This window comes from Blastomonas sp. SL216, assembly GCA_026625625.1.
Classification (GTDB): Bacteria; Pseudomonadota; Alphaproteobacteria; order Sphingomonadales; family Sphingomonadaceae; genus Blastomonas.
Genome location: CP113055.1, coordinates 3,479,514 through 3,494,202, shown reverse-complemented (window position 1 = coordinate 3,494,202; position 14,689 = coordinate 3,479,514). Strand labels below are relative to the sequence as shown.

Sequence of the window (14,689 nt, the reverse complement as noted above, 5' to 3'; positions counted from 1 at the left end):
AGTGAGCGCATCCCTGCACCGGTGCCCGGTTCGTCGCATTGATGCGGCGCAAAAATTTCTTTGACCCGGATCAATGTCTTGGCCCGCCAATCGGGGCACAGCCATGCGGAGGAAGCGCGGATTCTGATGTGAACCCGCGTGCACGGGGACTAAAGTCATGGATGGTTTGGTATTGAAGGCCGGGGGCTGGCTGGGGCTGGCCCTGCTGGCGCTGGCAATGGCGGTTATGGCCGTCGACGGGCCCTATGCGGTGCACATGACGATCGTGATGATCGCGTGTCTGGCCGCCTTGTGGTTCACGATAAGCAGAGCCGATTATGGCGCGATGGCGCGCGGCCTGTTGAAGGCACCCGCCAATGAAGGCGAATATGATGATGATCCCGTCCGCTGGGGTGTCATCGCCACCTTGTTCTGGGGCACCGCGGGCCTGGCAGCGGGACTGTTCATCGCGCTGCAGCTCGCCTTTCCGGCGCTGAACTTCAACCTGGAGTTCACCACCTTCGGACGGCTGCGGCCGCTGCATACCTCTGCGGTGATCTTTGCGTTCGGCGGCAATGCGCTGATCGCGACCAGCTTCTATGTCGTGCAGCGCACCTGTCGCGCGCGGCTGGCCTTCCCGTCCATGGCCCGCTTCGTCTTCTGGGGCTATCAGCTGTTCATCGTGCTCGCCGCGACCGGCTATCTGATGGGCGTGACCGAGGCGAAGGAATATGCCGAGCCCGAATGGTATGTCGATCTGTGGCTGACCATCGTGTGGCTCGCCTATCTGGCCGTGTTCGTCGGCACGATCGTCAAGCGGCGCGAACCGCATATCTATGTCGCCAACTGGTTCTATCTGAGCTTCATCATCACCATTGCCATGCTGCACGTGGTGAACAACCTGTCGCTGCCCGCCACCATCTTCGGATCGAAAAGCTATGCCGCGTTCGCAGGCGTGCAGGATGCGCTGACCCAATGGTGGTACGGCCATAACGCCGTCGGTTTCTTCCTGACCGCCGGCTTCCTGGCGATGATGTATTACTTCGTGCCCAAACAGGCCGAGCGCCCGGTCTACAGCTATCGTCTGTCGATCATCCACTTCTGGTCGCTGATCTTCCTGTACATCTGGGCAGGCCCGCACCACCTCCATTACACCGCGCTGCCCGACTGGGCGCAGACGCTGGGCATGGTGTTCTCGATCATGCTGTGGATGCCCAGCTGGGGCGGCATGATCAACGGCCTGATGACGCTCAACGGCGCATGGGACAAGATCCGCACCGATCCCATCATCCGCATGATGGTCATGGCGCTCGCCTTTTACGGCATGAGCACCTTCGAAGGCCCGATGATGTCGATCAAATGGGTCAACAGCCTGTCGCATTATACCGACTGGACCATCGGCCACGTCCATAGCGGCGCGCTCGGCTGGAACGGCATGATCACCTTTGCCTGCATGTACTATCTGGTCCCGCGGCTCTGGAGTCGCGAGCGGCTGTACAGCCTGCGGATGGTCAACTGGCACTTCTGGCTCGCGAGCACCGGCATCGTCTTCTACGCCGCCTCGATGTGGGTCGCCGGAATCATGCAGGGCCTGATGTGGCGGGAATACGGCGCCGACGGATATCTGGTCTACAGCTTCGTCGAGACCGTCGCCGCGATGCACCCGATGTACCTGATGCGCGCCTTTGGCGGTCTGCTCTACCTCGCCGGCTTCATCGTCATGATCGTCAATGTCTGGGCAACGCTGGCCGGCAAGGTCCGGGTCGAAAAGCCGATGACCGAAACGCCGCACAATGCCGCAGCCGATCGCCCGGCCCCCATCGCGGCCACCGCGGTCCCCGCAGAATAAGGAGCCGACACATGGCCGAACACGTCACCGAACCGCGCTTCAGCCACAAGAAGCTGGAACGCAACATCACACTGCTGGGCCTGGGCGCACTTGCCGCCGTCGTGGTCGGGGGCATTGTGGAAATCGCGCCGCTGTTCTGGATCGACAACACGATCGAGAAGGTGGACGGGATGCGCCCCTATACCCCGCTGGAGCTGTCCGGACGCAACATCTACATGCGCGAGGGCTGCTATACCTGCCACAGCCAGATGGTCCGTCCGTTCCGCGACGAGGTCGAACGCTATGGCCATTACAGCCTGGCGGCCGAGAGCATGTACGACCATCCGTTCCAATGGGGATCGAAGCGCACCGGGCCTGACCTGGCGCGCGTCGGCAAGCGCTATTCGGACGAATGGCACCGTGCGCATCTGGCCGACCCGCGCAGCGTCGTCCCTGAATCGATCATGCCGCCTTATGCGTTCCTCGCCGAGCGCGAGCTGAACGTCGGCGACATGAGCGATGATCTCACCGCCCTGTCGCGGGTGGGCGTGCCCTACAGCAAGGCCGCGATCGCCGCTGCCAATGCCGACCTCAAGGCCCAGGCCGACCCCAATGCCGAAGGCGCCGCCGAATTGCAGGCGCGCTACCCCAAGGCGCAGGTGCGCGACTTTGATGGCGACCCTGGCCGGATCACCGAGATGGATGCGCTGATCGCGTACCTCCAGATGCTGGGCACGCTGGTCGATGTGGAAAAAGCCGCGCCGCAGGATCAGGGCGATGCGCCCGCCGCTGCCAAGGTTCCGGTGGTTGCCCCGAAGGGAGCCACGCCATGAGCTATGAGGACCTGCGCCACTTTGCCGACAGCTGGGGCCTGCTGGCCATGACCGTGCTGTTCATCGGCCTGATCGGCTGGCCATTCCGCAAGGGCGCGCGCCAGCTGCACGAAGACGCCGCCAACATGATCTTCAGGGAAGACGACAATGTCTGACAAGAGCCGCATCGACGAACCCACCGGCACCTCCACCGTCGGCCATGAATGGGACGGGATAGAGGAGCTGAACACCCCGCTGCCGCGCTGGTGGCTGTGGACCTTTTACGCGACCATCGCCTGGGCCCTGGTCTATGTCGTGCTGTACCCGGCCTGGCCGATGGTCAACAGCGCCACGCGCGGCGTGCTGGGCTGGTCCAGCCGGGGCGACCTGCAGCAGGAGCTGGCCGCCCAGCAGGCCCGGCGCGCTCCGATCGCCAGGGCGATCGCCGCAACCGCGATCACCGACCTGCCGGCCAGGCACGAACTGATGGAAGCTGCGATCCAGGGCGGTAGCGCCGCGTTCAAGGTGCATTGCGTACAATGCCATGGCGCGGGCGGGGCCGGCGTGGTCGGGGCCTATCCCAGCCTGACCGATGACGACTGGTTGTGGGGCGGCGATCTGGCCGCGATCGAGACGACGCTGACGCACGGCATCCGCAACCCGGACCATGATGCGACGCGGATGAACATGATGCCCGCCTTCGGCAAGGACGGCATCCTTGACAGCGCCGCGATCAACGACCTGGTGAGCCATGTCCGCGTCATCAGCCGTCAGGAGCGCGCCAGCGCCTCCTCGGCCCGCGGCGCTGCGCTGTTCGAAGCGAACTGCGTCGCCTGCCATGGCGCCAGCGGCGAGGGCATTCGCGAGCTTGGCGGTCCCAGGCTGACCGACGCCGTCTGGCTTTATGGCGGCAGCCGCGAGGCCATCGCCCGGACGATCTATGCCCCGCGCAATGGCGTCATGCCGCGCTGGAACGACAAGCTCGACGCCGTGACCATCAAGATGCTCAGCGCTTACGTCCATTCTTTGGGCGGTGGTGAGGACGCTCCCGCTCCTGTCCTCACCGCTCAGCCCGAGGGGGGAGCCGATAATGGCTAACCCTGACGCCCTTGCGGGTGCCGAAGGCCCGCTCTACGTCGCACGCAAGGGCGTCTACCCCAAAAAGGTGGACGGCAACTTTCGCCGCCTGAAATGGCTGATCATGGCCGTTACCCTGGCGATCTATTACGGCACGCCGTGGATCCGCTGGGACCGGGGGCCCTATGCCCCCGATCAGGCGGTGCTGGTCGATCTTGCCAACCGCCGCTTCTACATGTTCCAGATCGAAATCTGGCCGCATGAATTCTATTATGTCGCAGGCCTGCTGATCATGGCGGGCATCGGGCTGTTCCTGGTGACCAGCGCAGTGGGCCGGGCCTGGTGCGGCTATGCCTGTCCGCAAACGGTCTGGACCGACCTGTTCCAGCATGTCGACCGGCTGATCGATGGCGACCGCAACGCGCAGATCCGCCTCGCCAATGGCCGCTGGACGGCCGAAAAGATCGGCAAGCGCGCACTCAAATACGGCCTGTATCTCGCCATCGCCTTCTGGACCGGCGGCGCGTGGATCATGTATTTTGCCGATGCCCCCAGGCTGACGCGCGCATTCTGGACGGGCGAGGCGGCGGTTGTCGCCTATGGCACGGTCGGCGTGCTGACTGCGACGACCTTCGTGCTCGGCGGTTTCATGCGCGAACAGGTGTGCATCTACATGTGCCCCTGGCCGCGCATCCAGACCGCGATGATGGACGAAAAGTCGCTGCTGGTGACCTACAAGGACTGGCGCGGCGAACCGCGCGGCAGCCTCAAGTCGGCGCTCGCGCATCCCGGCAGCGTCGGCGACTGTGTCGATTGCAACCAGTGCGTCGCGGTCTGCCCGACCGGCATCGACATCCGCACCGGACCGCAGATCGGCTGCATCACCTGCGCCTTGTGCATCGATGCGTGCGACAACGTGATGGCGCAGGTCGGCCGCCCGCGCGGGCTGATCGACTATTGCGCACTCGACGATGTCGCGGTGGAGCGCGCCGGCGGCACCGCGCAACCGGTGCTGAAGACGCTGCTGCGCCCGCGGCTGATGATCTATCTCACCATCTGGTGCGCGATCGGCCTCGCCATGCTGTTCACGCTGGGCCAGCGCACCCGGCTGGACCTGGCCGTGCAGCACGAGCGCAGCCCGCTCTATGTGCAGCTGTCCGACGGGATGATCCGCAACAATTACACGCTCAAGCTGCGCAACATGGAGGCGCGGCCGCGCAAGGTGGCGATCACCGTCAGCGGCCTGCCCGGCGCGCAGCTGTGGACCGAGGCAGGAAGCCGCGCCAACGCCGCGCAAAGGGTAGAGATGACCATCTCGCCCGACAGCGTCACCCGCGTCCGCCTGTTCGTCGCCGCGCCATCTGATGGCCCGGCGCGCCAGGACTTCACCATCGCAACGCAAGGCCGTGACGGCGACCCGCGCGGCGATAGCGATACTATCCAGTTCGACCGTCCGGAGGCACAGTAATGACCGCACGCACCGCCCCTCGCCCGTTCACCGGCTGGCACATGACAGCGATCCTGGTCGGCTTTTTCGTCATCGTGATGGCGGTCAACTTCACCATGGCCCGGCTCGCGCTGTCGAGCTTCGGCGGAACGGTGGTCGATAACAGCTATGTCGCCAGCCAGCATTATAACGAGCTGCTGGCCAAGGCCGAGGCGCAGGACCGGCTGGGCTGGCAGCCGCAAGTGTGGCTCGACCGCACCCGCCATGTCCGCGTCACGCTGGCGCATCAGGACGCAAGGCTGGCGATCAATAGCGCCGATGCGACGATCCACCACCCGCTCGGACGTCTGCCCTCGCAGGTGCTGGTGATGGTGGGCGACGGCCAGGGCGGCATGATTTCCACCAGGATGCTCCCGCAGGGCCGCTGGCGGATCGAGCTGGCGGTGAACCATGCCGGCGATCAGGCGCGCTACCGGAGGGACCTGAAATGAACGTGATGACCCGCCTTTCTGCCGATGCAGCGCTGATCGAGCGCGATTTCGCCGTGCCCGACATTCGCTGTGCCGGATGCATATCCAAGCTGGAACAGGGGCTGGTGCGCGATGTCCGGATCAGGACGGCGCGCGTCAACTTCACCGAAAAGCGCGTGCACCTGGCCCATACCGCCGATGCCGAGATGCCCGACCTGCTGGGCGCGTTCACCTCGCTTGGCTTTGAGGCGCATCCGATCGGCGAAGGCCCGAAGGATGTCGATGGCGAGGCGGCGGGCAGCAAGGAACTGGTGCGCGCCGTCGCGGTCTCGGGCTTTGCGATGATGAACATCATGCTGCTTTCGGTCTCGGTCTGGTCGGGCGCGGCGGGCGTGACGCGCGATCTGTTCCACTGGCTCTCGGCGCTGATCGCACTTCCAACGATTGCCTATGCCGGACGCCCCTTTTTCCGCTCGGCCTGGCGCGCGGTCCGGCATGGCCATACCAATATGGATGTGCCGATCAGCATCGGCGTGACGCTGGCCACCGCGCTCAGCCTGTATGAAACCGCGACCCATGGAGCCCACGCCTATTTCGACAGCGCCGTGATGCTGCTGTTCTTCCTGCTGTGCGGCCGCTGGCTCGACAGCGTGATGCGCGACCGCGCGCGTGGCGGCGTCACCGCCTTGCTGCGCAACATGGGCACCGGTGCGATGGTTGTCGGACCCGACGGCAACACCCACTGGACCGATGCGACCGCGCTCCAGCCCGGCATGGTGATGCTGGTTGCGGCGGGCGAACGCCTCGCCGCCGATGGCGTGATCGTGCAGGGCAGCACCCGCATCGACCTGTCGCTGCTGACCGGAGAAAGCGCGCCGCAACAGGCCGCAATGGACGACATCGTGCATGCCGGCACGCTCAATATCGACGCGCCGGTGCGCGTGCGCGTGACCGCCGCCGGGACCGATACCGCGATTGCCGACATCGCCCGGCTGATGGGCGAAGCCTCGCAGGGCAAGTCGCGCTATGTCCGCATCGCCGATCGCGCTGCCCGGCTATATGCGCCTGCCGTCCATGGCCTCGCGCTCACCGCCTTTGCGGGCTGGATGCTCGCTGGCGCAGGCTGGCACGAGGCGCTTCTGATCGCGGTGGCGGTGCTGATCATCACCTGCCCCTGCGCGCTGGGCCTGGCCGTGCCCGCTGCGCAGATCGTCGCAGCAGGCGCACTGATGAAGCGCGGGGTGCTGATCAAGGATGGCTCCGCGCTCGAACGCATGGCCGAGATCGACCGCGCGCTGATCGACAAGACCGGCACGCTGACACTGGGTCGCCCGGTCGCGGGCAACCTTGCCGAGATAGCGCCGCAGCACAAGCCGATCCTGCTCGCGCTGGCGCAGATGAGCCGTCATCCGCTGAGCGCGGCGCTGACCCGCGATCTCGCAGCGCAAGGCATCCACGCCGCGCAGATCGACGAGGTCCAGGAAACGCCGGGCTTTGGCGTTGCCGCCCGGTGGCAGGGTCAGCCGGTGACGCTGGGCAGGCCCGAGGGCCCCGCAGCGGGCAGCGAACTGGCGAGCGAGCTCAGCATCGCAGGCCAGCCCGTCGCGCTCATCCGCTTTGCCGATGTGCTGCGCCCCGATGCGGTGGAGGCGATTGCCGCGCTGAGGGCGCAACGCGTGGATGCGATGATCCTGTCGGGCGACCGCACCGCCGCCGTCGCCCCGGTGGCGCGCGCGCTGGGCCTCACAGCGATGACCGGGCTCAGCCCGCAGGACAAGCTTGCGGCCATCGCCCGCAACAGCGCTGCAGACCATAAGGTGCTGATGATCGGCGATGGCCTGAACGACGGCCCCGCGCTGGCGGCGGGTCATGCCTCGATGGCCCCGGGCTCGGCCAGCGATGTCGGCAAGAATGCATCGGACTGCATCTTCATGGGCGACCGGCTGATGCCGGTGGTCGACACGATCCGCATGGCGCGGCGCACACAGGCGATCGTCCGGCAGAATTTCGCGCTGGCCATCGCCTATAACGCGATCGCGGTGCCGCTGGCCTTTGCCGGGCTGGTGACGCCGCTGGTCGCTGCGATCGCCATGTCGGGATCGTCGCTGATTGTTGTCGGCAATGCGCTGAGACTCAAAGGAGCGCTGAAATGAACGGGTTGCTGGTGCTGATCCCCATTGCCCTGTCGCTGGGCCTGCTGGGTCTGGGGGCGTTCTTCTGGTCGGTCAGGGGCGGCCAGTTCGACGATATGGATGGCGCAGCGCTGCGCATCCTGGTCGAGGATGAGGCTGACCAGATCAAGGTGCGGCCATGAACGCCCTTCGTCAGCCGGGCGGCTTCGGGGCAATATGTGCGCTGCTGGTGGCGCTCGCCATGGTCAACGCGCCGCTCGCGCGGGCCAGCGGGCGCGTGATCGAAATGAGCAACTGCAATGGCGGCACGACGCTGGTCATCATTCCCGAGGAGGACGATGGGCTGCCGAAAAAGAACAATGATTGCGCCAAGGCCTGCCATGCAATGACCGACCGGCGCAGCAAGGGCCTGGGCAAGCCCGGCGGCGCGCACTGCTGACCGGTTCGCCATAAGCGTCCGCCCGCACCCCCTGTCGGTGCAGGGGAGCGGGCAGCCCCAAGAAATCAGGCGTGGGTATCGCTCTCCGCCTGGTTGGAGCTGTATCCGCCCGAAGCAAACAGGATATCCCGCACAGGGGCCGGGTTGGCATCGGCGCAATCCGCATCGACCGCGGCGAAGATGCCGCCCCGGGTCATGCGTTTCTGCTGTAAGCGCGCCTCATGCTCGTCGACACCATGGCCGATACAAGGCTGACATGCATAGGCTGTCCCCTGTGTCTCCCATCCCGACAAAGGGGTTACGAGGCAGCCGTGCCGAGCGTTCCGTGCGTGCTTTGCCGGGGTCGCCACTGCGCGATTCGCGGCCAGCGGCTCGCGAAACAGCCGGAAGCGGCGCGAAAGCCGCTATAATCCGTCACTTTTTACAATTTGGTCGATCGGGGTGAGCGCAATGGCCCTTAAGCCAGTTTGTTAACCATTTCCCTTAACCACTGCACCATGCCGAAAGCCGCCCGCGTCAGGATCAGCGCCTCATGCTTAAAGTAGCGAAAACAATAGGCTTTTTGTCGATTTTGCGGCGCTGTCCGCGCATTTGTGACGTGTAACAAGTTGACGAAAAGCCGCCGGCAACATGCCCGGCTTGTGGCTGGGCAACGCGCTCCTACCCCGAAAATCAGGGGGGTATTGTCGTCAAAATGAAGGGAATATCGCGCCACGTTAACCTTTGCTTGAAGGGAGGCAAACTACACGGCGTTACCCCCAAAATAGGGGGAGTTAATCACGGTTACAAACCACGGTCGCAATCGATTGTCGGATGGCACGCAATCGATGGCACATCAGAGGGGCGGTAAAATGGAACTCAAAAAGGCAACGCTTACCGGGTCGGGCATCATTTTTGCCGCAGTCGCTGCCGCCGCCCTTTATGTCGGCTTCACCATCCGCACGATCAGTGTTGGCGGTCCGGTTGTCGCCGACAACCAGCAGGCATCCGATCTGGTCGCCGATATCCTGCCGCCGCCGGTCTATATCCTCGAATCCTATCTGGAGGCGCGGCTGGCCATTGTCGAGCCGCGCAAGCTGGCAACCCATATCGAGCGGCTGGAAAAGCTGCACGCCGAATATCTGGCGCGCCAGGAGCATTGGCGCGGCTCGACGCTGCCGCCATCGCTCAAGTCGCAGCTCGAAAAGGTCGATGCTCCTGCCAAGGGCTTTTATGGCGAGCTCAATGCCCATCTGCTGCCCAGCCTGAAGCGTGCAGACCAGGCCGGTGCCGCTGCCAGCATCGAGCGCCTGGCCGCCGCCTATACCGCGCACCGCCGCGCAATCGACCAGCTCGTCACCCAGACCACGGCCTATCAGGCAGAACGACGCGCGAGCGGTGAAAGCCAGGCCAGCTTTGCCTTCTGGAGCATGGCGCTGGCAGGGCTTGCCCTGGCCATCATGCTCGCCGCCGCCAATGTGCTGCTGTCGCGCTACGCAATCACCCCGCTCAAGTCGGTCGCAGATGCGATGCGGCGGATGGCTGGCGGCGATCTGAATGCCCGGGCCGATGTGGAAAAGCCGGTGCAAGAGATTGGCGACATGATATCCGCAATCGAGGTTTTCCGCGATGCGTCCAGGGCGCGCCTCGCTGCCGAGGAAAAGCAGGCGTTCATTGTCCGCGAACTGACCGCGGGGCTTGATGCGCTCGCCCGCAAGCAGCTGACCTATCGCATCGATACCAGCTTCCCCGCCGATTACGAGGCGCTGCGGATCAGCTTCAACACCACCACCGCCGAGCTGTGCGATGTGCTGACCCATACGGTGGAATCAGCGGGCAATGTTCTGAACGGCGCATCGGAAATCCGATCGGCATCGAACGATCTTGCCCAGCGCACCGAACAGCAGGCGGCCAATCTGGAAGAGAGCGCTGCGGCAATGCGCGAGGTGACCGAATTGGTGCAGCAGACCGCCAACAATGCCGCCACGGTGGGCGAACAGGTCTCCGAAGCGCATATCGGCGCTGCCAGCGGCGGAAAGGTCGTCCAGCGCGCCGTCGAAGCAATGGGCACTATCCAGAAATCCGCCGCCGAGATCACCAGCATCATCGACGTGATCGACGGTATCGCCTTCCAGACCAACCTTCTCGCGCTCAATGCCGGGGTGGAGGCCGCGCGCGCCGGCGAAGCGGGCAAGGGCTTTGCCGTGGTCGCCAATGAGGTCCGCGCGCTCGCGCAGCGTTCGGCCGATGCCGCAAATGATATCAAGAAACTGATCACCACCTCGCATGCTTCGGTGGCGGAGGGCGTGGCGCTGGTCGATGAAACCGGATCGGTCCTGCTGCAGATCGGTGAACGGATTGCCGCAATCAACAGCCGCATTTCCGATATCGCCGATTCCGCCCAGAGCCAGGCGCTGCGCCTGCAACAGGTCAACCATGCCGTGGGCGACATGGACAAGATGACCCAGCAGAACGCCGCCATGGTCGAGGAGTCCAATGCGGCAGCGCGCAGCCTGGCCGATGAGGCAAGCGAACTGGCCCGCCTGGTCCAGACGTTCGACACGGGCGGCAGCCACGCCGCCATGGCAGGCATGCCAGTCCGCGCTGCCCTGGCGCGGCCTTCGGTGCGCACGCCGCAGATTGCAGGCAATCTGGCGCTGAAACCCGTGCCCGCTGCGGAGGACTGGTCGAGCTTCTGACGTCCCCGGCAAGGCACGGTGACCAGGCACGCGCCGCGCCGCCGCGCTGCATCCCTATTCACCCCCCAAGACGCCAGAATCGCGTGTCGGCTGCAGGTTGCAGCCGGCACGCGACTGCCTTTTGCGTCAGGAAGAACCAGACCCTGATCTTGCCCGGTGCGCACACCGGGCGTGTTGCCGAGATGGAGACAGGTCGGCTGCCTGATTCTGGGTAACTGAACACTTTGGCGCGGCCTGATAAACCGCTGAAAGTTCTAAGCGTGATCGCAAATCAACTGAGCGCGATTGGGCTCGGCCATGACGGGAATAGATACTGGAAAAAGGGACTTGGGACCGCTTTGCACAACGTTTGCAGAATCCCGAATGACATATTGAAATAGGGCCAGCTCTATTCATCCATAACTTGGCGTTAACTCTAAATTCAGTGCTTTGCGCAAGGCTCACGCTTGCCCGCTATTTTTTGCCGATATTCAGGGACGTTTCAAAGCTACGCTGCGCTTCTTGTTGAAGCCTGGCCATGGCGGTCGGCAGGCGGGGGAGGGCGAGATTTATGGAGATCAAGAAGGCCACGCTGGCTGGCTCAGGCGTCATTTTTGCAACGGTTCTGGCGGCGGCCTTGTTCGTCGGCAGCGCGATCGGCACGATCAGTGTGGGCGGCCCGATTTCCAACGACAATCAGCAGGCGTCCGATCTGGTCGCCGATATCCTGCCGCCCCCGGTCTATATCCTCGAATCCTATCTCGAAGCCCGCCTCGCCATGGCCGAGCCGCAGCGGCTGGACCATCATGCGGCGCGGCTCGCCAAGCTGCATGAAGAATTCGACACGCGGCAGAAGCACTGGGCCGCATCCACCCTGCCCGATCCGCTCAAGGCGCAGCTCCGGCGGGTCGACACTCCTGCCCGCGCCTTTTTCGCCGAGCTGGAAACGCGGTTCCTGCCCAGCCTCAAGCAAGGTGACAGCACCACGGCATCGCAGAGCATCCAGCGGCTGGGTGCAGCCTATGCGCGGCACCGGCGCGAGATCGACGCGCTGGTCGAGCAGACCGCCGCCTATCAGGCGGAAACGCGCGAGACCGGCGAGAGCTATATCACCATGGCGATGATCGCGATGGCAGTTGCGGGGCTGATCCTGCTGCTGGTGCTGGCGGGGGCCAATGTCCTGCTCCGCCGCCATCTGGTCAATCCGCTCAAGTCTGTATCGAGGGTGATGTGGAAGATGGCCGAGGGCGACCTCAAGGCCGAGGCCAGGGTCGAGACCAAGATGGACGAAATCGGCGACATGATGTCGGCGATCGAGGTGTTCCGCAAATCCTCGCTTGCCTGTCTGGAGGCGGACCGGCAGGCGCTGATCGTGCGCGAGCTGACGACGGGGCTGGAGAGCCTCGCTGCCAAGAACCTGTCCTATCGCATCACCACCGCGTTCCCGCCCGAGTTCGAGCCACTGCGTGTGAGCTTCAACACCGCCACCGATGCGCTGTGCGAGGTGCTGAAACAGACCGCATCGGCGGCAGGCAATGTGCTCAACGGCTCGGCCGAAATCCGCTCGGCATCGGGCGATCTGGCACAGCGGACCGAGCAGCAGGCGGCGAATATCGAGGAAAGCGCCGCTGCCATGCGCGAGGTGACCGGCATGGTCCAGCAGTCCGCAGCCAATGCGCTGGAGGTGGGACGGCAGGTGTCCGAGGCGCATGGCACCGCCACCGAGGGCGGGGCGGTCGTCCACCGTGCGGTTGATGCCATGGGGCAGATCCAGAAATCGGCGAACGAGATTACCAGCATCATCGACGTGATCGACGGCATCGCCTTCCAGACCAATCTGCTCGCGCTGAATGCCGGGGTGGAGGCGGCGCGCGCGGGCGAATCGGGCAAGGGCTTTGCCGTGGTCGCCAACGAGGTGCGCGCGCTTGCTCAACGTTCGGCCGATGCCGCCAACGACATCAAGGCGCTGATCGGTGCATCGCATGCATCGGTTGCCGAAGGCGTCTCGCTGGTCGATCAGACCGGCGCGGTGCTGGAGCGGATCGGCGAGAGCATCGCTGCGATCAACAGCCGGGTTGCCGATATCGCCGACTCCGCCCAGACCCAGGCCCAGCGCCTGCATCAGGTCAACCAGGCGGTCAGCGACATGGACAAGATGACCCAGCAGAACGCCGCGATGGTCGAACAGTCGAACGCCGCAGCGCGCAGCCTGGCCGACGAGGCCACCGACCTGTCCCGTCTGGTCGAGACTTTCGATACCGGCGAGCGCCGCCCGGCACCCGGCCCGCGCGGAGCAAAGGTCATGCCGCGCCGTGCCGCCATATCGGGCAATCTGGCGCTGAAGGTTGATCCGGACGACGAAAGCTGGTCGAGCTTCTAGCGAAAGGGGCGAAGCTTTCTCCAAGCTTTCGCGCAAACTTTGACCTCCATCAATGTTGCGCAGCATGGCCCGGCATAATCTGCAGGCATGTGGACATATCACCCCGATCTGCTCAGCCGCCCCGTGCCGCGCTATACGAGCTACCCCACCGCTGCCGATTTCGGCGAGGATGTGGGGGCTGGCGACTATATGCGCGCGCTCGATGCGGTGGAATCGGGAGCGCCGCTCTCGCTCTATGTCCACATTCCCTATTGCGAGCAGATCTGCTGGTATTGCGGCTGCAACACGGGCGCGGCCAATCGCAAGCATCGGTTGACCGACTATCTCACCGCGCTGCGCGCCGAGATCGCCCAGGTCGCCAAGCGCCTGGGCGGGCGGGGCCGCGTGCAGCATATCGCCTTTGGCGGCGGCAGCCCCAATGCGATCGCGCCGGTCGAATTCGTGCGGCTGCTCGATCGGATCATGACGGTGTTCGATTGTTCGCGTCCCGAAATCTCGATCGAGATCGATCCGCGCAATTTCACGTCGGAATGGGCGCTCGTGCTCGCCTCGTCGCGGGTCAGCCGGGTAAGCATGGGCGTGCAGACCTTCGCGCCGCATATCCAGGCGGCGATCGGCCGCATCCAGCCGCTCGACCATATCGAAACCGCGATGACGTCGCTTCGCATGCGCGGCATCGAAGCGATCAATTTCGATCTGATGTACGGCCTGCCCGGTCAGCATCTCGATGATCTGGACGCGACGCTGCAACAGACCATTCGCCTGGCGCCCAGCCGCATCGCCTTGTTCGGCTATGCCCATCTGCCCGACATGATCCCGCGGCAGAAGCGGATCGACGCAGCCGACCTGCCCGATGACCGCGAGCGCTTCGAGCAGGCCGCCTATGGCTATCTGACGCTGACCCAGGCGGGCTATGTTCCGGTGGGGTTCGATCATTTCGCGCTGCCCGGCGATCCGCTCGCGATTGCCGCGCGCGAGAACCGGGTGAACCGCAATTTCCAGGGCTTCACGCACGATGGCGCGTCCACGCTGCTCGGCTTCGGCGCCAGCGCGATCAGCATCCTGCCCGGACTGATCGTGCAGAACGAGAAGAATGCCGGGCCCTATCGCAAGCTGGTGAGCGAAGGTCGCCTGACGCCGACACGCGGCGTGGCGCTCAACGCCGATGACATGAAGCGCAGCGACATCATCAATGCGCTGCTGTGCCGGGGCCGCGCGTCCCTCAATTCCGAGTTCCTCCCTACTGCCCGCGCCGTGCTGACCGAGTTCGAACGGCGCGGGCTGCTTTTTTGGGAGGGTGACGATCTGGTGCTGGCCAAGGGATCCGAACCCTATGCCCGCGTGATCGCGGCGCAGTTCGATGGCTTTCGCGGGCAAATTCATCCGCATGTCGGAGCCGCCCGCTTGCATTCCGCCGCGCCAGCCTGTTGAGCTTAAGCCCGATGACGCCACGCCCGCGAATCGTTCG

Annotated in this window: 13 protein-coding genes; 12 read left to right on the top strand and 1 reads right to left on the bottom strand. The window is 64.7% G+C overall.

Going from position 1 to position 14,689, the window contains the following annotated elements:
- Nucleotides 1-157: 157 nt before the first annotated feature.
- The 9 genes from ccoN to OU999_16435 are packed head-to-tail and all read left to right on the top strand — an operon-like array spanning nucleotide 158 to nucleotide 8,184.
- A complete protein-coding gene (gene ccoN / locus OU999_16475; protein ID WAC23310.1) occupies nucleotides 158-1,828 on the top strand; it encodes a cytochrome-c oxidase, cbb3-type subunit I in 1,671 nt (556 codons plus the stop codon).
- Between the two features lie 11 nt (nucleotides 1,829-1,839).
- Entirely contained in the window at nucleotides 1,840-2,640 is an 801-nt protein-coding gene (gene ccoO, locus OU999_16470) for a cytochrome-c oxidase, cbb3-type subunit II (protein WAC23309.1), read from the top strand.
- Nucleotides 2,637-2,795 (top strand): cbb3-type cytochrome c oxidase subunit 3, encoded by a 159-nt coding sequence (locus tag OU999_16465; GenBank protein WAC23308.1) that lies wholly within the window; start codon nucleotides 2,637-2,639, stop codon nucleotides 2,793-2,795. The genes ccoO and OU999_16465 overlap by 4 nt, the downstream gene beginning before the upstream one ends.
- Nucleotides 2,788-3,717, top strand: a complete 930-nt coding sequence (ccoP, locus tag OU999_16460; protein ID WAC23307.1) for a cytochrome-c oxidase, cbb3-type subunit III — start codon at nucleotides 2,788-2,790, stop codon at nucleotides 3,715-3,717. The genes OU999_16465 and ccoP overlap by 8 nt, the downstream gene beginning before the upstream one ends.
- Nucleotides 3,710-5,164, top strand: a complete 1,455-nt coding sequence (gene ccoG / locus OU999_16455) for a cytochrome c oxidase accessory protein CcoG (protein ID WAC23306.1) — start codon at nucleotides 3,710-3,712, stop codon at nucleotides 5,162-5,164. Before ccoP ends, ccoG begins: the two co-directional genes overlap by 8 nt.
- Nucleotides 5,164-5,634 carry a FixH family protein gene (locus OU999_16450; protein WAC23305.1) on the top strand — a complete coding sequence of 157 codons (471 nt, stop codon included), beginning with the start codon at nucleotides 5,164-5,166 and terminating at the stop codon, nucleotides 5,632-5,634. Before ccoG ends, OU999_16450 begins: the two co-directional genes overlap by 1 nt.
- Nucleotides 5,631-7,766: a heavy metal translocating P-type ATPase gene (locus tag OU999_16445; GenBank protein WAC23304.1), complete on the top strand. Its 2,136-nt coding sequence runs from the start codon at nucleotides 5,631-5,633 to the stop codon at nucleotides 7,764-7,766. Before OU999_16450 ends, OU999_16445 begins: the two co-directional genes overlap by 4 nt.
- Nucleotides 7,763-7,927, top strand: coding sequence for a cbb3-type cytochrome oxidase assembly protein CcoS (gene ccoS / locus OU999_16440; GenBank protein ID WAC23303.1), 165 nt, complete (start codon nucleotides 7,763-7,765; stop codon nucleotides 7,925-7,927). The genes OU999_16445 and ccoS overlap by 4 nt, the downstream gene beginning before the upstream one ends.
- Complete coding sequence (locus tag OU999_16435) at nucleotides 7,924-8,184, top strand: hypothetical protein (protein ID WAC23302.1); 261 nt, start codon at nucleotides 7,924-7,926, stop codon at nucleotides 8,182-8,184. The genes ccoS and OU999_16435 overlap by 4 nt, the downstream gene beginning before the upstream one ends.
- A 65-nt stretch (nucleotides 8,185-8,249) precedes the next feature.
- On the opposite strand, the gene OU999_16430 is transcribed toward OU999_16435, so the two are convergent.
- A complete protein-coding gene (locus OU999_16430) occupies nucleotides 8,250-8,381 on the bottom strand; it encodes a hypothetical protein (protein WAC23301.1) in 132 nt (43 codons plus the stop codon).
- A 654-nt stretch (nucleotides 8,382-9,035) separates the two neighbouring features.
- Here OU999_16430 and OU999_16425 point away from each other — a divergent pair.
- The 3 genes from OU999_16425 (at nucleotide 9,036) to hemN (ending at nucleotide 14,652) form a co-directional block, all read left to right on the top strand.
- On the top strand, nucleotides 9,036-10,862 hold the full coding sequence (locus tag OU999_16425; protein WAC23300.1) for a HAMP domain-containing methyl-accepting chemotaxis protein: 1,827 nt from the start codon (nucleotides 9,036-9,038) through the stop codon (nucleotides 10,860-10,862).
- Nucleotides 10,863-11,412: 550 nt separating this feature from the next.
- Nucleotides 11,413-13,221 carry a HAMP domain-containing methyl-accepting chemotaxis protein gene (locus OU999_16420; GenBank protein ID WAC23299.1) on the top strand — a complete coding sequence of 603 codons (1,809 nt, stop codon included), beginning with the start codon at nucleotides 11,413-11,415 and terminating at the stop codon, nucleotides 13,219-13,221.
- An 87-nt stretch (nucleotides 13,222-13,308) separates the two neighbouring features.
- Nucleotides 13,309-14,652 carry an oxygen-independent coproporphyrinogen III oxidase gene (gene hemN / locus OU999_16415; GenBank protein WAC23298.1) on the top strand — a complete coding sequence of 448 codons (1,344 nt, stop codon included), beginning with the start codon at nucleotides 13,309-13,311 and terminating at the stop codon, nucleotides 14,650-14,652.
- Nucleotides 14,653-14,689 lie beyond the last annotated feature (37 nt).